Source organism: Novosphingobium pokkalii (assembly GCF_014652855.1).
Lineage (GTDB): Bacteria > Pseudomonadota > Alphaproteobacteria > Sphingomonadales > Sphingomonadaceae > Novosphingobium > Novosphingobium pokkalii.
This window is the reverse complement of sequence record NZ_BMZP01000009.1, coordinates 60,262-80,734: the sequence shown is the minus strand read 5'-3', so window position 1 is coordinate 80,734 and position 20,473 is coordinate 60,262. Positions and strand designations below refer to the sequence as shown.

General features: G+C 66.6%; 16 protein-coding genes. 10 read left to right on the top strand and 6 right to left on the bottom strand.

What is annotated here, in order from left to right:
• The first annotated feature begins 86 nt into the window (after positions 1-86).
• Positions 87-1,436: a malonyl-CoA decarboxylase gene (locus IE191_RS11390; RefSeq protein ID WP_191324479.1), complete on the top strand. Its 1,350-nt coding sequence runs from the start codon at positions 87-89 to the stop codon at positions 1,434-1,436.
• 6 nt (positions 1,437-1,442) lie between these two features.
• Here the strand turns inward: IE191_RS11390 and IE191_RS11385 are convergent, their stop codons facing one another.
• On the bottom strand, positions 1,443-2,969 hold the full coding sequence (locus IE191_RS11385; RefSeq protein WP_191324478.1) for a carboxylesterase/lipase family protein: 1,527 nt from the start codon (positions 2,967-2,969) through the stop codon (positions 1,443-1,445).
• A 3-nt stretch (positions 2,970-2,972) separates the two neighbouring features.
• The gene (locus IE191_RS11380; RefSeq protein WP_191324477.1) at positions 2,973-4,499 is read right to left on the bottom strand and encodes a malonate--CoA ligase; all 1,527 of its coding nucleotides are present in this window, start codon (positions 4,497-4,499) and stop codon (positions 2,973-2,975) included.
• A gap of 136 nt (positions 4,500-4,635) precedes the next feature.
• On the opposite strand from IE191_RS11380, the gene IE191_RS11375 reads away from it, so the two are divergent.
• The 4 genes from IE191_RS11375 to IE191_RS11360 all read left to right on the top strand — a co-directional run bounded on the left by IE191_RS11375 (position 4,636) and on the right by IE191_RS11360 (position 9,212).
• Positions 4,636-5,331, top strand: a complete 696-nt coding sequence (locus tag IE191_RS11375) for a GntR family transcriptional regulator (RefSeq protein WP_229815271.1) — start codon at positions 4,636-4,638, stop codon at positions 5,329-5,331.
• Between the two features lie 54 nt (positions 5,332-5,385).
• Entirely contained in the window at positions 5,386-5,751 is a 366-nt protein-coding gene (madL, locus tag IE191_RS11370; protein ID WP_191324476.1) for a malonate transporter subunit MadL, read from the top strand.
• A complete protein-coding gene (gene madM / locus IE191_RS11365) occupies positions 5,744-6,505 on the top strand; it encodes a malonate transporter subunit MadM (protein WP_191324475.1) in 762 nt (253 codons plus the stop codon). Before madL ends, madM begins: the two co-directional genes overlap by 8 nt.
• A gap of 355 nt (positions 6,506-6,860) precedes the next feature.
• Entirely contained in the window at positions 6,861-9,212 is a 2,352-nt protein-coding gene (locus tag IE191_RS11360; RefSeq protein ID WP_191324474.1) for a TonB-dependent receptor, read from the top strand.
• A 15-nt stretch (positions 9,213-9,227) separates the two neighbouring features.
• Here IE191_RS11360 and IE191_RS11355 read toward each other — a convergent pair whose 3' ends face one another.
• Together IE191_RS11355 and IE191_RS11350 are read right to left on the bottom strand one after the other, a co-directional pair.
• Entirely contained in the window at positions 9,228-10,328 is a 1,101-nt protein-coding gene (locus tag IE191_RS11355) for a DUF475 domain-containing protein (RefSeq protein ID WP_191324473.1), read from the bottom strand.
• 329 nt (positions 10,329-10,657) lie between these two features.
• Positions 10,658-13,129, bottom strand: coding sequence for a TonB-dependent receptor (locus IE191_RS11350; RefSeq protein ID WP_229815270.1), 2,472 nt, complete (start codon positions 13,127-13,129; stop codon positions 10,658-10,660).
• Positions 13,130-13,380: 251 nt separating this feature from the next.
• On the opposite strand from IE191_RS11350, the gene IE191_RS11345 reads away from it, so the two are divergent.
• Entirely contained in the window at positions 13,381-14,385 is a 1,005-nt protein-coding gene (locus IE191_RS11345) for an NADP-dependent oxidoreductase (RefSeq protein WP_191324472.1), read from the top strand.
• Positions 14,382-14,906: a nuclear transport factor 2 family protein gene (locus tag IE191_RS11340; RefSeq protein ID WP_191324471.1), complete on the top strand. Its 525-nt coding sequence runs from the start codon at positions 14,382-14,384 to the stop codon at positions 14,904-14,906. The genes IE191_RS11345 and IE191_RS11340 overlap by 4 nt, the downstream gene beginning before the upstream one ends.
• Positions 14,907-14,922: 16 nt before the next feature.
• Here IE191_RS11340 and IE191_RS11335 read toward each other — a convergent pair whose 3' ends face one another.
• Complete coding sequence (locus tag IE191_RS11335) at positions 14,923-15,063, bottom strand: hypothetical protein (protein WP_191324470.1); 141 nt, start codon at positions 15,061-15,063, stop codon at positions 14,923-14,925.
• A gap of 62 nt (positions 15,064-15,125) precedes the next feature.
• A complete protein-coding gene (locus tag IE191_RS11330; protein WP_191324469.1) occupies positions 15,126-16,112 on the bottom strand; it encodes a LysR family transcriptional regulator in 987 nt (328 codons plus the stop codon).
• A gap of 253 nt (positions 16,113-16,365) precedes the next feature.
• Between IE191_RS11330 and IE191_RS11325 the strand changes: the two genes are divergently transcribed.
• From IE191_RS11325 to IE191_RS11315, 3 genes are read left to right on the top strand one after another with little or no spacing between them, the layout of a single operon-like run.
• Complete coding sequence (locus IE191_RS11325) at positions 16,366-17,613, top strand: aromatic ring-hydroxylating oxygenase subunit alpha (protein WP_229815268.1); 1,248 nt, start codon at positions 16,366-16,368, stop codon at positions 17,611-17,613.
• Entirely contained in the window at positions 17,603-18,871 is a 1,269-nt protein-coding gene (locus IE191_RS11320; protein ID WP_191324467.1) for a cystathionine gamma-synthase family protein, read from the top strand. Before IE191_RS11325 ends, IE191_RS11320 begins: the two co-directional genes overlap by 11 nt.
• Positions 18,868-20,466, top strand: coding sequence for an FAD-dependent oxidoreductase (locus IE191_RS11315; RefSeq protein ID WP_229815266.1), 1,599 nt, complete (start codon positions 18,868-18,870; stop codon positions 20,464-20,466). Before IE191_RS11320 ends, IE191_RS11315 begins: the two co-directional genes overlap by 4 nt.
• Positions 20,467-20,473: the final 7 nt, after the last annotated feature.

Below are 20,473 nucleotides of genomic sequence, written 5' to 3'. Positions count from 1 at the left end.
CGGTATTTCCTGTATGCAATAAGTGCCTGTCATGGTGTAGTGTATATCCATGGCTCACCCGTGAGCCTTGAGGAGATTCACTCGCCATGCCGTTGGTTCGCTCGCGCCTCATCCGGGACAATCTGGCCGGGGACATTCTGGAAAGCCTGTTCCAGCGCTGGCGGCGGCCCGCCCGCGCGACCAAGGCCGCGGCCGGTGTCCTGATCGCCGCCGATGCGCCGCTGATCGATCGTGCTGCGGCCTTGCTCGAAGAACGCAGCCAGTCTTCCGGCGTGCATCTCGCGGCGCAGATCCTCGCGACCTACGCCGCGCTCGACGATGCCGGGCGCCACGATTTCCTGCGGGCGCTGGCGGCGCGCTTCGTGCCCGACGTGGCGGGCATCCGCGCCGCGCTGGCGGCCTATGACGCCGAGCCCACGATGGCGCGGCTTTCCGCCGTGACGCGCGCGGCCGAGGCGCCGCGCCAGGAAGTGCTGCGCCGCCTGAACCAGGCCCCGGCGGGCACGGCGGCGCTGGTGGCGATGCGCGCCGATCTGCTGCGCTTCCTGCCCGATGACCCGTCGCTCGCCGCGCTGGACGAGGACATGACGCATCTGCTGCGCTCGTGGTTCAACCGCGGGTTCCTGGTGCTGCGGCGGATCGACTGGAGCAGCCCGGCCGACCTGCTGGAGCGCATCATCCGCTATGAAGCGGTGCATTCCATTGCCACATGGGACGATCTGCGCGCCCGCCTGCTGCCGGCCGACCGCCGCTGCTATGGCTTTTTCCACCCCGCACTGGGGGATGAGCCGCTGATCTTCGTGGAAGTGGCGCTCTGTTCCGCCATGCCGGATTCCGTCCAGGCCCTGCTCGCGCCCGATCGCGCCGTGCTCGATCCGCAGGCGGCGCAAGCGGCGGTATTCTATTCGATTTCCAATTGCCAGGCGGGGCTGGCCGGCATCAGCTTTGGCCAGTTCCTGATCAAGCAGGTGGTGGAGGATCTGGGCGCGGAGTTTCCGGGCCTCGCCACCCATGTCACGCTGTCGCCGATTCCCGGCTTTGCCCGCTGGCTGAAAGAGGCGGCAGGCAAGGGTGACGGCGCCGCCGCGCAGGCCCTGGCGCAGGGCGCGCCCGATGCCACCTGGGCCGAAACCGATCCGCGCCGTCAGGCCCTGCTGCGCCTGGCTGCGCGCTACCTGTTGGCCGAGCGCGACGGCAAGGGCCGGTTGCGCGATCCGGTGGCGCGGTTCCACGTGGGCAACGGAGCGCGGGTTGAGCGGCTGTGCTGGCAGGCCGACACCAGCCCGCGCGGCATGGCGCAGTCATTCGGCCTGATGGTCAACTACCTCTACGATCTCGCCACGGTGGAGGCCAACCACAACGCCTATGCCCGCCACCGCGTGGTCAACGCCAGCGGCGCGCTGCACACCCTGCTGGCCCCGGCGCGGGCTGCGTAAAGCGCCCTATTCGTCCCAGAGCCGGCGTTCCACCCCGTCGGGATCGCTCGCCATGGCGGGGGTGTGGTCGAGCACCATCGTGGCGCGGGTCTTGGCGTCATAGGTCTGCCATGCGGGCAGGCCGGGCGCGGCCGGCGTGGCGCCGCTGACGAAGCGGACCATGGCGCCGTGCATGGCATCGGCCAGCGGCTGATCGGCGGCGGTCAGCCCAAAGAACTGCGCCATGCCGCGCGCGGAGAGGTGGTCGAACGTGAACGGCACGTCGAGCACATGCGGGCTGTGGCCCTGGAACGGGCCGCCCGGCGCGGGATAGGCCAGGCGATAGCGCCACACCGGCGCGCCATGGGCGGCCTGCACTTGCGCCAGGCGCAGGCAGGGCATGCCATATTCCTCGGCCGTCAGCAGGCGCCAGTGGCGATCGGCGGTGGAAAGGTCGGGAAAGGCGCGGGCATAGGCCGCGTCGAGCGTTTCCATGTCCGCCAGCGTGGCATTGGACAAGGCGCGGGGCTGAAGCGGGGCGGCGGCCTGTGCCGGTGTCACGAAAACGCGGCTTTCATCGGCATTGCTGCCGATCAGCAGCGGTACGCGCGGCGCCTTGCCGGCGCGCAGTCGCTCCAGCGGCACCATCGGCAGGTCATGGCCATCGACCACCGGGCGGAACGGAAAGTTCTGCGGCCAGGCGGCCTTGGCCGCTTCCTGCGCGGCCAGCAGATCGGCCACCGGGGCGGTCAGCAGCTTGTCTGCCCCGCCCAGCTTTTCAGCGAGGAGCCGGGCAAAGGCCTCTGCCTGCGGGCGGGGGTGCACGGTCTGGCCGCCGCCGCTGAAGATCGCGGCGCGGGCATAGAGCCCGTCGGCCATCGGCATGCCCAGCAGCGTGCCGACATTCTTGCCACCGGCGGATTCGCCCGCGATCGTCACCCGCGCGGGATCGCCGCCGAACGCGGCAATGTTGGCCCGCACCCAGCGCAGCGCCAGCACCAGATCGCGCATGCCGTTGTTACCGCTGCCCGCATGCGCGGCGCCGAGCAGCGCACCGGTTTCCAGGAAGCCGAGCGCGCCGACGCGGTAGTTGACCGTGACGGTGACCACGCCATCGGCGGCAAAGCGGTCTCCGGCGGTCAGCGCCTCGCCGCTCCAGCCAGTCTCGTTGCCGCCACCGTGGATATAGACCAGCACCGGATGGCGCCCTGATGTTGCCGGTGCCCAGATGTTGAGCGCCAGGCAATCCTCGGTCATCGTGCCAGCGAAGGGCATCATGCCCGGCCGTTGCGGGCAGACCGGCGCCGGCCCGGTCGCATCGCGCACCCCGGCCCAGCGGGCGGCGGGGCGTGGCGGGGCAAAGCGCGCGGCCCGGCCATAGGGAATGCCGGTGAACACGCGCACCCCGCCCGCCATTTGCCCGCGCACCAGGCCGCCGCTGGTCGCGACCGTGAGAGGCGCCGGGCTCAGCGCGGCAGGGGCGGCGCGGGCCAGCAGCGGTGCAGCGGCGATCAGGCCCAGCGCGTGGCGGCGGTCGAGCGGGAAGCCGGCCATGGCTCAGGCCACCTTCACGGCAAAGAGATCGGCATAAGTCTCGCGCAGGGCCTTTTTCTGGATCTTGCCCATGGTGTTGCGCGGCAGTTCGGGCAGGAATACCACCCGGCGCGGCTGCTTGAAGCGGGCAAGCTGCCCTTGCAGCGCGGCCAGCACGGCGGCTTCGTCCAGCGCCGGATCGCGCGCCTGGACCACGGCGACCACGCCTTCGCCCATGTCGGGATGCGGCACCCCGATCACCGCGCTTTCGGCAATGCCGGGGATCGCGTCGATCAGCGCTTCAACTTCGGCCGGATAGACGTTGAACCCGCCGCAGATGATCAGATCCTTGGCGCGGCCGACGATCGAGACATAGCCGGCCGCATCGATCACGCCCATGTCGCCGGTAATGAAGAAGCCATCGGCGCGCAGTTCCTCGGCGGTCTTTTCCGGCATCTGCCAATAGCCCGTGAACACGTTGGGGCCGCGCACCTCGATCCCGCCGACCTGGCCCTGCGGCAGCACGGCGCCGGTTTCGGGATCGGTGATGCGCAGCTCCACGTCGGGCAGAGGCAGGCCGACACTTCCGGGAATGCGTGGCCCGTCATAGGGGTTGGACGTGTTCATGTTGGTTTCGGTCATGCCATAGCGTTCCAGGATGGCATGGCCGGTGCGGGCAGAGAATTCCTTGTGGGTTTCGGCCGAAAGCGGGGCAGAGCCGGAGACGAACAGCCGCATGTGCGCCACCAGATCGCGGGTGAACGCGGCATCGCCCAGCAGGCGGGTGTAGAACGTGGGCACGCCCATCAGCACGCTGGCGCGCGGCATCAGGCGGATCAGCTCGGCCACGTCGAATTTGGGGCACAGGATGATTGCGCTGCCCGCGGCGATGGTGATGTTGGTGGCCACGAACAGGCCGTGGGTGTGGAAGATCGGCAGGGCATGGAGCAGCACGTCCTGCGCGGAAAAGCGCCAGTACTCCTTCAGCGTGAAAGCGTTGGATGCCAGGTTGGCGCGGCTGAGCATCGCCCCCTTGGAGCGGCCCGTGGTGCCCGAAGTGTAGAGAATCGCGGCAAGCTCATCCCCCGTGGCGGGATGGGGCACCAGCGCCGGGCCGTGCGCGGCAAGACCCTCGGTGAGCGTGCCGGTCTCGTCCGCGTCCAGCGTCAGGCGGGCCGGCACGCCGATTTCGGCGCAGAGCGCGGCCATGGCCGCTTCATCCTGCGGGCGATGGATGAACAGCGCGGGGCGCGCGTCGCCCAGGAAGAAGCGCACTTCGGCGGCGGTATAGGCGGTGTTGAGCGGCAGATAGACCGCGCCCACGGCCTGCGCGGCCAGATAGGTGAGCAGCGCCGTGGCGCTCTTTTCCACCTGCACCGCCACGCGATCGCCCGGCTTCACGCCCAGGCTGCGGAACAGGCCCGCCATCTGTCCACAACGTGCCAGCGCGGCGCCATAGGTGATCACGGCAGCATCGGGCAGGATCAGGAAAGGCGCATCGGGGGCCTCCAGGGCACGGGTTTGGAAAGTGGTGAAAAGATCCTGCTCCATGCTCATCCCTTTGTGTGGCCGCCGATGCCGGGCGGGGAACGGGGCCGCGCAGCGGCGCCGTTCGCTGTCTGGCACATACATGATGGTTGAATAGCGTTCTAGTGTATGCAAGATGCGTTGTGGAGAAAAATTGCGCATGCAGGATAATCCGATGAACCCGGCCGAGGAAGCCCCGAGCCTGCTCCTTTCCGAGCGGATCCGCATTGCCCTGGCCGACGAGATCACTGCCGGCAGCCTGGTGCCCGGCGCCACGCTCGACGAGCAGCAGATCGGCGACCGCTTCGGTGCCTCGCGCACTCCGGTGCGCGAGGCGATCCGCCAGTTGTCCGCCGTGGGCCTGGTCGAAATGCGGCCCCGGCGCGGCGCGGTGGTATCGGGCTTCACCACCCAGCGCATCATCGACATGTTCGAGATGAGCGCGGAAATCGAGGCGATGTGCGTGCGCCTGGCCGCCTATCGCATGAACCCGATGGAGCGCAGCCGGTTGGCGCAGCTTCACGAGGATTCGCTGGCGATGGTCGAGGCGGGGGACATCGACGCCTATGACCGCATGAACTGGTCGTTCCACCAGGTGATCTACGAAGGCACCCACAACGCCTTCATCGCCGAGCAGGCCATGGCCCTGCGCGATCGCATGGCCGCCTTCCGCCGCACCCAGTTGCGCGAGACCGGGCGTCCGGTGCGCTCGCGCGAGGAGCATGGCGACGTGGTGAGTGCGATCATGCGCGGTGATGGCGAGGAAGCGGCGCGCTGCATGCGCGCGCACATGTTCAACGCCTCGATCGCGCTGGAGCGCTTCACTGCCAAGCGCGAGGAGATGGGCGGGGGGTGATCCCGCCGCACGATCCGCCGGACAAGACACGATAAGACGGGAGAGGGGAGAGGCATGGCAATCTACGGGACGGCGCTGCTGGCGCTATGCACCCTGCTGGGCGCGGCGCTGGGCGAAGTGCTGGGGGTGGCGCTGCATGTGAAGGCCAATGTCGGTGGCGTGGGCATTGCCATGCTGCTGCTGATCGCGGCCAAGGCCTGGCTGGCGCGCCAGGGCAAGCTCACCCCCGGCCTGCGCCTGGGCGTGGAATTCTGGGCCGTGATGTATATCCCGATCGTGGTGGCCATGGCCGCGCAGCAGAACGTGCTGGCGGCGGTGGAAGGCGGGCCGATGGTGGTCATCGCCGGTGTCGGCGCGGTCACGCTGTGCTTCGCGCTGGTGGCCGTGCTCGGCCGGGTGATGGGCCGCCGCCATGGGTGAGATCGCGCAGAAGATTCTCGCCGATCAGGGGCTGGTCCTGGCCTTTGCCCTGGTCGGCGCGCTGATGTGGGCGAGCGCCGCGCTCTCGCGCCATCTTACCGCCGGGCGCATTCACGCCAGCGCGATCGCCATTCTTGCGGCCCTGGCGCTCGCCTGGTGGGGTGGGGTCTTGACGGGCGGCAAGAAAGGCCTGGCCGATGTGCCGGGGTTTGCCGGCCTGGCGTTGATGGGCGGGGCGATGCTCCGCGATTTCGCCATCGTTGCCACCGCGTTCGAGGTGGACGTGGTGGAGGCGCGCAAGGCGGGCCTGATGGGCGTGATCGCGTTGGCGCTGGGCACGATCGTGCCGTTCGTGCTCGGCGTGGGGGTGGCATGGAGCTTCGGCTATCGCGACGCCGTCTCGCTCACCACCCTGGGTGCCGGCACGGTCACCTATATCGTCGGGCCGGTGACCGGCGCGGCGCTGGGCGCATCATCGCCCGTCATCGCGCTGTCGATCGCCACCGGCGTGCTCAAGGCGGTGCTGGTGATGACCGCCACGCCGATGGTGGCGCGGCTGATCGGGCTGGACAATCCGCGCAGCGCCATGGCCTTTGGCGGGCTGATGGGCACGGTCAGCGGTGTCGCCGGTGGGCTTGCCGCCACCGACCAGCGGCTGGTGCCCTATGGTGCGCTGACCGCCACGTTCCACACCGGCATCGGCTGCCTGGTGTGCCCTTCGATCTTTTTCCTGATCGTGCGCGCGCTGACCTGATCTGTATACGCATGTACCGAAAGGGCCGCGTCGGACGCGCAAGATTGCGCGAACGGCGTGGCCTTATTGCATATTGTGTGCACATAGCCCGGCTGAGTGGAATATCTGGCATACAAAACGCAATTCACGGTTTGACAACGCCGTCAGTGTGAAATACAAAATCACGAAATAGCCGCATAGCGTATGCTTGATTATGGGAATTTCCCGGTTCTGGCATACGAAGCCTTTCAAGCGGCAAGACGGGATGCAGGGTGTGAATGGGGGCAAGTTTTGCCGCGGCGGAAACACGCCTGCGGCCAGCGCAACGCGCCTCTCTCACGCCAAAAAGACAAGAACGCCTGATGGGAGCAGACGCATGACATCCATTTTCGCCCGATCCACGCCGCTGGGTTCGATTTCGCTGTTCGCACTGGCGCTGGCCCTGACTCAGGCTATGCCCGGCGTTGCGCATGCGGCGGCGCCGACGCCTGTTCCGGCCGCAGACGCCCCGCCGCCGGCGGTCACCGATATCGTGGTCACCGCGCAAAAGCGTAGCGAGCGGTTGCAGGACGTGCCGGTGGCGGTCAGCTCGGTCAGCGGCGACATGCTCAAGGCGGCCAACCTCACCAATATCACCGACATCCGCTTCCTGGCGCCCAGCGTGCAGTTTGCGGAATCCAACAGCGTGCGCGGCGAAGGCTTTGCCGTGCGCGGCGTGGGCACCTTTGCCTTTGCCGATGGCACCGAACAGAGCGTGAGCGTGGTGGTCGATGGCGTGGTGCTGGGCCGCCCCGGCATGGGCACGGGCGACCTGGCGGACGTGGCGCAGGTGGACGTGCTGCGCGGGCCGCAGGGCATGCTGTTCGGCAAGGGCGGATCGGCCGGCGTGGTTTCGATCAGCACCCGCAATCCGACCGACAAGTTCGAAGGCAGCGCGCGCGCCAGCTATGGCACGGACAATGAAACCAAGCTGGAAGGCGTGGTCAACGTGCCGCTGACGGATAACCTCGCCTGGCGCACGGCGGGCTATTTCAACCACCGCGACGGCTTCATCAAGAATGTATACACGGGCCAGACGCTGGGCGGCCAGAGCGAAGGCGGTTTCCGCACCAAGCTGCTGTTCAAGCCCGATGCGGATCTGTCGGTCCTGGCCTCGTTCGACTGGGGCCACCATTCCTCGGCCTGCTGCCAATCGGTGATTGTCGGCACAGTGGGCGCGGCGGCCAACAACTATGTGGTGCAGCGCCTGGCGGCCTACAACATCGTGCCCAGCCTGGACAACCGCGAGACCAACGTGGGCGGGCCGGTCTATCTCAACATGACGCAGTGGGGCGGATCGTTGCAGATCGACAAGTCGATCGGCGATTACACGCTGACCTCGATCACTGCGTTCCGCCGCTGGGTGCTGCACGACAACACCGACACCGGCTTTACCGACACGCCGTTCTTCCCGATCAACGGTGCGGACGAAGCGCAGCAGCAGTTGACCCAGGAACTGCGCCTGGCGTCGCCCAAGCGCGGGCTGGTCGATTACGTGGTGGGCCTCTATTACTTCAACCAGAACCTCAAGGCGGCCTATCCGCAGCAGGGGCAACTGGGCCTGCCGGCTTCGACTGCGGTCTATAGCCGCAAGGCGCAGCCCGATATCCAGACGCTGAACTATGCCGTGTTCGGCCAGGGCAACATCAACCTGACGCCGCAGTGGAAGCTGATCGTGGGCGGGCGCTATACCCACGATGACCTGACCATGATCCGTTACAACCGCACGCTGGTCAGCCCCACGGACAATGCCTTCCCCGGCGCGCCGCCGCTCTCGTTCGACCAGACGACCTACCCCAGCAACCGCAAGGCGGACAATTTCAGCTACAAGCTGGGCACGGAATACAAGATCACCCCCGATGTCATGGCCTATTTCACCTATTCGCGCGGCTACAAGGGGCCGGGCATCGGCCTGGTCAGCGGTTATTCGCTGGGCCAGCCGCTATTCTCCAACCCGGAAATCCCCACCAACTATGAAGTTGGCCTCAAGACCGCGTGGTTCAACCGCCGCCTGACGTTCAACGTGGATGCCTTCACCACCGACATCAAGGATTTCCAGACGCAGATTGCCACGCCGTTCATCTTCAACGGCACCAACCTGGCGATCCTGCAAATCGCCAATGCCGGCAAGGTGCGCACGCGCGGCGTGGAAATGGACTTTTCCGCGCGGCCCAGCGATCGCCTGACGATCAGCGGCAATGCCGCCTATATCGATGCCAAGTTCGCCTATTTCCCCAACGGCACCTGCAACTATCCCACGCAGCCGGGCTGTTTCCTGAGCACCACGATCCCCGGCACCACCACGACCGTGCCGGCCACGCGGTTCTTCAACAACACCGGCAACGTGCTGCCCAACAGCCCGAAGTTCACCTATTCGCTCAACGCCAGTTACGATGTGCCGCTGACCATGGCGATCACCGGCTTCATCAAGGCGAACTACAACTATCGCAGTTCGGTGAACTTCAGCGCAAACAACGATCCGCTGACGTTCCAGCGCGGTTATGGCATTGCCGGCGGCCAGATCGGCGTGCGCGATGCCGATGGCCGGTGGAACGTGGCGGTGTTCGCCCGCAACCTGTTCAACACCCGCTTCGTCACCGCGATCAGCAACAACGGCAGTTACCAGACCGCCTGGCTCACTGCCCAGGCCATGCGCACCGTGGGCGTGCTGGCCGACATGAAGTTCTGAGGCTGTCCTTTTCCCTCACGCGATGTGCTGGCCGGGCAGCACATCGCCGCTGGGCAGGATCGCGTCGGCCTCGCCCGCTTCCTCGTATTCATGGGGAAAGCGCTGCTTGTGGCGGACCGAGGCGTAGAGCGAGGCGCCGATGATCACCGCGCCGATCAGGCCGGTGACGACTTCGGGCACGTGGACGCGGATGCTGACCAGCATGATCACCGCCAGCGCCAGGATGGCATAGAACGCGCCGGGCTCAAGGAAGCGGAATTCGCTCAGGTGCCCGCCGCGCACCAGGGCCACGGTCATCGAGCGCACGAACATCGCCCCGATGCCCAGGCCCAGCGCGATCAGCAGGATGTCGTTGGTGATGGCAAAGGCGCCGATCACCCCGTCGAACGAGAACGAGGCGTCGAGGAATTCGAGATAGACGAAGGCCGCCGCGCCCGAGCGGACGACCTGGCCGGTTGCGGCGTCTTCCTCGCCGCCCATCAGATCGCCGAATTTCTGGACCGCGAAATAGGTGGCCACACCGGCCAGCCCGGCGATCAGGAACGTCTTTTGCTCGCCGTGTGGCACCCAGAACGAGAGTCCCGCGACGGCCAAGGCAGTCACGATATAGGGCGCCAGCGGCAGGCGCGCGAAAGCGGCGAGCGGCCGTTCGATAAGGCCGATCCAGTGGTGCTCGCGATCGGCATCGAAGAAGAACGACAGGCCGACCAGCATCAGGAACGCGCCGCCAAAGCCGGAAATGCCGACGTGCGCGCCGGTCACGATCGCTTCATAACGGGCGTGATCGGCAATCGCGATGCGCGCCGCTTCCCACGGCGATACCAGCGCCGCGAACGAGACGATCAGGATGGGGAACACGATGCGCATGCCGAACACGGCGATGAGAATCCCCCAGGTGAGGAAGCGGCGCTGCCACAGCGGGTCCATGTCCTTGAGAATGGAGGCATTGACCACCGCGTTGTCGAGGCTGAGCGAAGTTTCCATCACGCCAAGCACGGCGGCGATGAACACCATCGACAGCGCCGGGCCGACCAGGCCGGTTTCGACATAGCCGAGCACGCCGGCGAGGAGGAGGCAGACGACCGTGAAGATCATCGAGCCGCGAAAGGCTTGCATTGGAGCGTGGCTCCCCTTGTTCTGCGTTCTTGGGTCCCGCGCCGGGCCTTAGAGCCCGGCTCAAAAGTCTTGCGGGTCGGCCTGGCGGGTCTTTTGCGCCACCGCTGCGTCGGCTGCTCGCCACGATGCTTCCAGCATCGCTGGGCTCCCAGCCTTCTTGCGGTGACCCAAAATCCCTCGCCAAACCTTCGCCGCCAGACTTTTGAGCCGGGCTCTTAATGGATCGCGACGCTGCCGCCAACCACCTCGGGCATACGAAACCGGGCGCAGGCGCTGGTGGTTCCCAGCTCCTGCGCCCGGCGCGTTGACAGGAAGGTGTGGAGTGCCGGTCAGAAATTCTTGGTCAGCGAAATCTGCACGGTGCGCGGCAGCGCGCCAAAGCCCATCAGATCGGCATGGACGGCATTGGCCGTGCCGGTGCCGCTGCCGGTCAGCGGCGCATCGACGCCGCCGTTGATGTATTGCTTGTTGGTCAGGTTCTTGCCGATCAGGGCCACTTGCCAATTGTCGTCCCGCGCGCCCAGGCGCAGGCCCACGTCGAGCACGGCATAGGCCGGATTGCGCGAGAATTCCTCGCCGAAGCCGGAGACGAGATAGGACGAGCTGTAGCGGGTATCGATGTTGAACCCGGCTTTCAGGTTGCCGCCCACCGGGGTTTCGTAATTGGCGCCGATGGTGCCGGTCCAGTGCGGCGCCATGCCCAGCGCCTTGCCGGTCAGGTTCTGGCGCGATCCGGTGCCGCCGGCCGCGATCGGCGTGCCCGCCGTGGTCAGGTTGCAGCCTTCGGCAATGCTCTGCCCGCCAAAGCACGGCGCCACGGGGAAGTTGCTGTAGGTGGCATCGTTGTAATTGAGGCTGCCGTGCAGGTTGAGGCCCGAAACCGCGCGCGGCGCGAATTCGAACTCCAGTTCCACGCCCTTGGTGGTGGCATCGGCCGTCAGCGTCTGGAACGCGACCTTGACCGAGTCGAAATAGTCGGTTTGCAGGTTCTTGTACTTGTAGGAATAGAGGTTGAGATTGAGGCGCAACTGGTGATCGGCCAGCGTGCTCTTGATCCCGCCTTCGAAGCCCTGCACGGTTTCGGGATTGAACACGAAATCCGCCGCCGGATTGGCCGAGGCGAGCGAATAGATCCCGCCGTTGGAGAACCCGCCTGACTTGTAGCCCGTCTTGTACGAGGCATAGACCATCACGTCCTGCAAGGGCTTGTAGGTCAGCGAGAAATCGGGCGACCAGTTGTTGAATACCTGGTGCGCGGTGACTTGCGAGGCAGCGCCCATCGGCCAGACGCCGATGAACGTCGGGCTGGTGTAGGGCTGGATGAAATAGCTGTCCTTGGTCTCGTGGGTATAGCGCACGCCCGCGTCGAATTCCACTTGCGGGCCGATCTTCCAGATCGCCTGGGCAAAGCCGGAAATGGTCTCGCCCCGGGTGTAGCTGGACTTGGTGCCATCCTGGTACTGGTTGATGCCCTGGCTGGGAATGTTGTTGTAGCTGTAGCTGACGAACTGGGCGAAATCGCGGCGGGTCTTTTGATAGAGCACGCCGGCCATCAGGTTGACCGGGCTGTCATAGTGGGTGAGCGCGCGCAGCTCGTTGGAGAAGGCCTGCCAACTGGAATTCTCCGTGGCCCAGACCGAACTGGCGCTGGAATTGAATTCGCAGGCGCAGAGCCAGCGGTTGTTGTTCCAGTTGTAGTTGGTGACGTTGGTAATCGTCACCTTGTCGAGGTCGTAGTTGAAATTGTTGGTCACCGCTGCGGACTTGTAGCGGTTGTAGAGGCTGCCATCGCCGGCATAGGGGAAATTCTTGGCCACTTCCGCCGGCAGGTTGTTCTGGTGGGTGACGAAGTTGAACCCGCAGGTATAGCCGTTGATCTGCGTCTTGCCCGAAAGGCAGTTGTAGGCGACGTAGTTGTAGCTGGAATTGTTGGCCTTGTTATAGTCGAACGAGGCCTTGAGCGTGTCGGTCAGGGCGCTGCTGGGCTGGTATTTCAGCGTCACGCGGCCCAGGAATTCGCGATTGCCGGGCTGGTTGCTGCTGGTGGGATAGGATGTGTAGGTCGGGCTCGGCGTGGGCGAAAGCGGATAGCTGATGGCAAAGGGCTGCGACACGTTGTCGTAATAGCCGCCCCAGGCCTTGGTGCCGCGCACTGCCACGCGCAGGCCGAGATCGTCGGTCAGCGGGCCGGATGCGACGCCTTCCAGTTGCGCCTGCTGCGCCTTGAATTCATAGCTGGCCTTGGTGCGGAATTGCCAGGTGGGGGTGGGATCGGCAGTCTTGATCGAAATCACCCCGGCCGTGGCATTCTTGCCGAAGAACAGCACTTGCGGCCCCTTGAGTACTTCAACACCGGCGAGGTCGAAGAACCCTTCCTCCAGCACACGGCCCTGGCCGTAATAGACCCCGTCCACCACCGTGGCGACCGACTGCTCGATGCCGATCGAGGTGGAGGACGAGCCGATCCCGCGCAGCGCCACTTGCGCGGCCGAGCCATTGGAGGCGTGGCCGACGGTCAGGCTGGGGGTGGCGGCGGCGATCTTCTCGATGCTGGTGATGTCGCGCTGCACCAGGGTCTGCGCGGAAATGGCAGTGACCGCCACGGGCACCGACTGCGCGCTTTCCACGCGCTTGCGCGCAGTCACGATGATTTCGGCCAGACCGGAATTGTCGCCACCGGCATTGGCGACTTGGTCTGGCGCGGGCGCCTGCGTTTCGGCGGCGTGAGCAACAGTGATGGAGGCCAGGGCCAGCGGGCCAAAGGCGGCCGCCACCATCAGGCGATGGGCTTTGCGGGGCATCGTACTCTCCCTGTGACGGCGTTTGGCGATGGTCCGCCGCGCGTCTGTTGTGTGTGGGCGCCAGTTGGCGTGGTCGTTGTTCGAACTTCAGTCCCGACGTGCATGGTTAAGCCACGTCCCGCACCGCGCCCCGCCTCCAACAATGGATAGTCCTAACCCTTTGGCTAGGTGGCGGTGACGCAGGCGAGCAGGCAGCACCCTGGGCCAGCGACGCAAGACCGTGTCGGGAGAGGACAAGGCAGGGCAAAGCCATGGCGCAGAACCGTTTCTGGAGACTCGACGCGCGCCCGCAGGGCCACGATTTCGCCAGCGCGCTGTCGTTGCAGGAAGAGCCGCTGGCGCCCCTCGCGCCAGGCGAATTGCGCATTGCCGCCGATTACCTGTCGATGGACGCGGGCACGCGCATGTGGATGAGCCCGCGCACCGATGGCTATCAGCCGCCCCTGCCACTCGGTGCCAAGATGATGGGTCTGGTGTTGGGCCGCGTGGTGGAAAGCCGCGACCCGCGCTTTGACCCCGGCACACTGGTGCGCGGCTTTGGGCAATGGGCGCAATTCAGCACGGTCAGCCCCGATGCCGCAGGGCTGGTGGAGGTGGACGAAGGCGTGGCCGATCTGCGCCAGCATTTCGGCGCCCTGGGCATGAACGCCTGGACCGCCTATGTCGGCGTGCGCGAAGTGCTGGGCCTGGCCGCCGGGCAATGGCTGGTCGTATCGGCCGCCGCCGGCGCCACCGGGAGCCTTGCCTGCCAGATCGGCCGCAATCTGGGCCTGCGGGTGATCGGCATTGCCGGCGGTCCGGACAAGTGCGGCTACCTCCTCGAAACGCTGGGCGTGGACCTGGCGATCGATTACAAGCACGAGGATGTCGCCGCGCGGCTGGCGCAAGTGGAAGGCGGTGTCCACGGCTATTTCGACAATGTCGGCGGGCCGCTGCTCGATGCCGTGCTGCCCAACATGGCGCATTACGGCCGTGTTGCTGTGTGCGGGCTGGTCGCCGCCTATGATGCCGATGCGCCGTTGCCCGGCCCCGCGCGGTTCGACCAGATCCTGATGCGGCGGCTGCGGGTGGAAGGGTTCTTCATCCCCGATTTCCTGCATCGCGGCGCCGAATTCCTGCCGCAGCTCCAGGCCTGGTTCGAGGCCGGGCGCCTGACCGCAGACATCGATGAAACCGTGGGCCTCGAAAACGTGCTGGTCGCCTATGATCGCATGTTGACCGGCAAGAGCCGGGGGAAAGTGGTGGTGAAGCTATGATCGCCGTTCTCGATGATCCGCTGGCCGACTATGTGGCGCGGCGCGATATTGCCGATGCCCTGGCGCGCTACATGCGCGGCCTCGACCGGCTGGACGAGGCGCTGTTCCGCAGCGCGTTCCATCCCGAGGCCCGGATCGATTGCGGTGTCTATGCCGGCGATCTCGATGGCTTCGTGACATTTGCCTTCGGCTTCCTGGGGCAGATGCAGGCCAGCCACCATATGCTCGGGCAAAGTCGTATCGCGCTGCATGATGCCGCCAGTGCCAGCGGGGAAAGCTATTTCCAGGCCTGGCACGGGATCACCGACGCTGCCGGCGCCCCGCGCGACCTGTTCATCGCCGGCCGCTATGTCGATGCCTATGCCTGCCGCGACGGGCAATGGCGGATCGTGCGCCGCACCCTGATCAGCGAATGGGCGACAGATACCGCCGCCACGGGTGGGGCGCACATGGACGCGCCGCAGACCCTGCGCAGCGCGCGCGGCGGACGCGACTTTTCCGACGCGCCGGTCTGGCCCTGAGCCCGCCGTGCCGTGGTCAGCCCGTGCGGCGGTTCTGCATCACGCTGACAACCAGAAACGCAACGATGCCGATGGGGAACCACAGCCCGAACTTGTGGGTCAACAGGCCGATGGCGGAGCAGACCAGCAGCGCGCCGAAGGGAGAAAGTTTGCTCATCTCGACAGCGTAACATACTGAAACGAAACTTGCACGCCGTCGTTATTGCACCAGATGCAGCGTCAAGCCTTCGCCACCATCTGCGCCTTGTGGTCCGCCTCGGCCGTGTCGTTCTGGGCAAAATGGCGGATGATCCATTCGCGGAACAGGTAGATCGCCGGGTCCGACAGATCTTCGGCATGAAGCTTGAGATAATAGCCATAGCCATCGGCAGCGACCGCATCGAACGGCATGACCAGGTTTCCGGCGGCAATTTCCGGGGCGAACATGTCGATGTCGGCCAGCACCACGCCCGAGGCACCGATGGCATAGCGCACCGCCGAAAACGCGGTGTCGAAGGCCAGGCCGTCGCTCGTGTCCACCACGATGCGCTGCTGGTCGGCATAGCTGCTCCACAGCAGGCCGCGCGCTTCGCCCTCCAGCTTCACGTGCAGGAGATCGGCGGAATTGAGGAAGTCTTCCAGCGACTTGCCCTTGTGCTGTTCCCACGTGGCGGGGGAGCACAGCGGCGCGACGCGGACCATCCACAAGAGGTCGGTGACCATGTCGCCCACGTTGGGCCGGTCGAACACGATCATCATGTCGAGATTGCCGGGAGGGGCGCCGCAGACGTTGGAGGTGGACACGTCGATGCGGATTTCGGGATGCTCGCGACGGAAGCCGTGGATCAGCGGCAGGGCCGTCTGGTAGAGCAGCGAGGGAGGGATGTGCACGCGCAAGGGGCGGCTTTCCATGTCCTGGTTGCGCACCACGTTGAGCGTCTGTTCCATCCGGTCCAGGCACTTGCTCACCACCGGCAGCAGCACTTCGCCCGCCGGGGTCAGCTTCAGGCCCGATGCGCTGCGCTCGAACAATGGCTTGCCGATCAGGTCTTCCAGGCTGCTCACATGCCGGCTCATCGCGCTTTGCGTTACCGTCAGCGCCTGGGCGCCGGCGGTGAAGCTCAGATAGCGGCCCACCGCTTCGAACGCGCGCAGGGCGTTCAGCGGCAACCAGCGGCGATTGATGAGCCCGTTCGGTCCGATGGTCGTGGCTCCCCTTCCTGGCATGCCCGGCAAGGCGGGAAAATGCGCGCTTCCTTGATCTGCGTCAATTCCATCGAATTTTTGCCGCACGCGCGCCACGGCGAAAATCGCATGCGGGCATGACTTAATCGGATTCGCGGGTGCCGGGCGCCTCGTGCAAGCAATGGCCCGGCACCGGCCCGTTCCCCCACCCGGCCTCCCGACGCCAGTATCCTGTGGGAGGCCGGGTGGGGGAGCGGGCCGGTGCCGCAGCCCCATGATAAAAGGACGCACAAGGGTGAACCTGGTCGACATCAAGGCCAAGCTTGACGAACGCCGCCCCGGCCATAGCCTGCCGCAGGCGCTCTACAACGATCCGGCCATGTTCGATTTCGACATGACCGCGATCTATGGTCGTTCGTGGCTGATGGCCGGCTTTACCTGCGAACTGCCCGAGACGGGCGCCTATTCGGCCATCAAGGTCGGGCGCTGGCCGATCCTGCTGGTGCGCGACAAGACCGGCACGATCCGTGCGTTCCACAATTCCTGCCGCCATCGCGGCGCGATGCTGTGCAAGGAAGGCACCGGCCGCTCGCCGCGCCTGGTCTGCCCCTATCACCGCTGGACCTACAACCTCGATGGCTCGCTGCTGAGCGCGGCGCGCATGCCGGCCGATTTCGACAATGCCGAGCATGGCCTGCGCGAAGTGCACTGCGAGATCGTGGCAGGCGTGATCTATATCTGCCTGGCCGACACGCCGCTGCCGTTCGAGGCGTTTCGCCAGGGCATGGAAGCCCTGCTGGCGCCACATGATCTGGCCAATGCCAAAGTGGCGCACACCGAAACGCTGACCGAATACGCCAACTGGAAGCTGGTGCTGGAAAACGGGCGCGAGTGCTATCACTGCCAGGCCTCGCACCCCGAGCTTTCGCGCACGTTCCCGGTCAGCGCGTCGTCGTATTTCGAATTTGGCGAGGCCGATCACGCCGCGCAGTTCGAGGCGCGGATGAAGGATCTGGGCCTGGCCACCGGCCCGGTTGGCGAAGACTGGTGGCAGGCGATCCGCTTCCCGCTCAACCCCGGCATGCAGTCGATGTCGATGGATGGGCAGCCGCTGGTGGCGCGGTCGATGGTGGCCGTGGGCGATGGCGACGTCGGCTCGCTGCGCTGGGCGCTGGAGCCGCACAGCTTTGCCCATGCGGTGGGCGATCACCTGTTCTTCTTCAGCGCCATGCCGGTTGGCCCGCGCGAAACCCTGGTGACCGCCAAGTGGCTGGTGCACAAGGATGCGGTCGAAGGCGTGGACTATGATCGCGCGCGGCTGGTGGAACTGTGGAACACCACCAATATGCAGGACAAGGAACTGGCCGAAAACAACCAGCAGGGCGTGGACAGCCCCGGCTACACCCCCGGCCCCTATTCGCCCGAGGCCGAAGTCTTGGTGGTGCGGTTCGTCGACTGGTATTGCGCCAAGGCACGGGACTATCTCGACGAGCAGCTTGCTGGCGGCACCGTTCCGGCCAAGAGCCTGAGCCATGCAGCCTGACGCGCCCCATGTGCGGCCGGGCGTGCGGCCAGAGACGCTGGCCGTCGCCGCCGGGTATGATCCGGCGCAGGCCGGTGGCGCGGCCAAGCCGCCGGTCTACCTGACCAGCACGTTCGTCTATGAATCGGCCGCCCAGGCCAAGGCCATTCACGAGGCCTATTTCGACGGCACCGGGCCGGAAGTGGGCAAGACCCACCACATCTATGCCCGGCTCGGCCATCCCAACCTCGATATGCTGGAAAGCCGCCTGGCGGCCGTGGACGGCGCCGAAGCGGCCGCCGTGTTTGCCTCCGGCATGGCGACGCACAGCGCGATCGCGCTGGCCCATCTGCGGCCCGGCGACAGCGTGCTGCATTCCCGCCCGATCTATGGCGGCACCGATGGCCTGCTCAACATGTTCATGCCGCAGTTCGGCGTGACCCCGTTCGACATTACCGACGGCTGCGACGCCGATCACGTGCGCGCCCAGGCGGACAAGGCGCTAGCCGCCGGGCCGCTGGCGATGATCGTGATCGAAACCCCGGCCAACCCGACGGCGGCGATCACCGACCTGCCCATGATCGTGGCGCTGGCCGACGATATCGGCGCGCGCACCGGGCGCCGCCCGCTGGTGGTCTGCGACAACACCCTGCTCGGTCCCTTTGCCCAGCGCCCGATCGCGCTGGGGGTGGACTTGTGCATGACGTCGCTCACCAAGTATTGCGGCGGGCACAGCGACCTGCTGGCCGGCGGGGTTTCGGGCAAGCTGGAGCTGATCGCGCCCTTGCGCCTGCTGCGCACCACGCTGGGCAGCCACCTCGATCCGTTCACGAGCTGGCTGGTGCTGCGCTCGATGGAAAGCGTGCATGTGCGGTCGGAAAGGGCGATGCGCAACGCGCGCAAGATTGCCGAATTCCTGCGCGATCATCCCAAGGTGGCCGGCATCACCTACCTCGGTTTCCTGCCCGAAGGCAGCCCGCAGCGCGCGGTGTTCGATCGCCAGTGCAGCGGCGCAGGATCGACCTTTTCGTTCCACCTCAAGGGTGGGGAGGCCGAGGCCTTCCGCATGCTCGATGCGCTGCGCCTGATGAAGGTGGCGGTCAGCCTGGGCGGGTCGGAAACGCTGGTGTGCCATTCGGCCAGCACCACGCACTATGCGGTGTCGCCCGAAAAGCGCCTGGCCGGCGGGATTACCGATGGCACCATCCGCATGTCGGTGGGGATCGAGCACGAGGATGACCTGATCGCCGATCTGGCGCAGGCGCTGGAGGTGGTGTGAGCGTGGCGGACAGCAACAACAAGGAATTCACCGGCACCGATGCCCACGCCGTCAACGGCAAGCTGCCGGGAGCCGATGCGCATTACGATCTGGTGGTGGTCGGCGCCGGGCCGGCCGGGCTGGCGGCGGCGCTGGAAGCGGCCGCCACCGGGGCCAGCGTGCTGCTGGTGGACGAGCATCCGGTTTCGGCCGCGCAGATGGGCAACGACGTCCCCTATTGGTTTGGCGGGCGGATGACCGGCGCGGTCCAGGCCAAGGCGCGCATGATCGAGCAGGTGTTCATGGCCGAGCCGCTGTTCGAGCAGGCGTTCGAGGCTGGGATCGACGTGCAACTGGGCGTCTATGCCTGGGGCCTGTGGCGCAACCGCGCCAACCTGGGTGCGCTGCCCGAACCGATGCTGGGCCTGGCGGACGAGGAGCGTTCGTGGACGGTGGGCTTCAAGGCCATCGTGCTGGCCACCGGCGCGCGCGACCTGGCGCTGGCCTTTGACGGCTGGGCGCAGCCCGGCGTGATGGGCGCGCAGGGGCTGCATGCCCTGCTCACCCGCTATGATGCCTTTGCCGGGCGCCGCGTGGTGATCCTCGGTTCGGGCGATCTGGCGCTCGACACCGCCCGCCTGGCGCTGGACAAGGGGCTGGAGGTGGCTGCGCTGATCGAAGTGCTGCCCGCGCCGCAGGGCGATCCGGCCAAGGTCGCGGCCGTGCAGGCGGCCGGCGTCGTGATCCATTGCAGCACGGTGATCCGGGGGGCGCCCAGCGGCATCGACGGGGTGCGCGCCGCCGTGATCGGGCCGGTGGCCGGCGATGGCCCGCTGGTGACGCTGGACTGCGACACGATCTGCATGGCGGTGGACGTGGTGCCGGCCATCGAACTGCTCGACGTGGCCGGTGGCCGCATCGTGACCGAAAGCGCGCGCGGTGGCCATGTGCCCCAGGCTTTGGCCGGGGCGGCGCTGCCGGGCGTGTTCATCGCCGGGGATTGCGCCGGGCTGGGCCAGAGCCGCGAGCAGGCCGCCGCGCAAGGCAGGGCGGTGGCCCGCCAGGCGCTGGGGCTGGAGCAGGCGGCGGCCGACAATGCGCCCGATGCGCTCGATCGGCTGGCCTATCGCGAGGCCTGGCTCCGTGCGCTTGTTTCGGTCACGCCGGATACGGTGCATGTCTGCCAGTGCGAGGAAGTAAGCCGGGCCGACCTGCTGGGTGTGCAGCCCCCGCAATACCTGCCCCGCCCGGAAAAGCTGGGTTGCCGCAGCCTGGAAACGCTGCTGGCCGATGGCCCGGCCGACCAGGAACAGATCAAGCGCCTGACGCGCGCCTGCATGGGGGCCTGCCAGGCGCGGCGCTGCCGCGAACAGGTGGGCATGCTGCTGGCGATGGGATCGAACCTGCCGGTGGAGCAGGCCCCGCGCGCGGGCTGGCGCGCCCCGGTGCGGCCACTGGCGCTCAAGGTGCTGGCCGACTGGGGCGAGGCCGAGGCCATGCGGGAAGGCTGGGACGTGTGGTTCGGCATTCCCACGCAATGGACACCCTACCGCGATATCGGCACCGAGCGCGAAGCGATGCATCGCGAGGCGCTTGGCGGCAACATGCATCTGTGAAGACGGG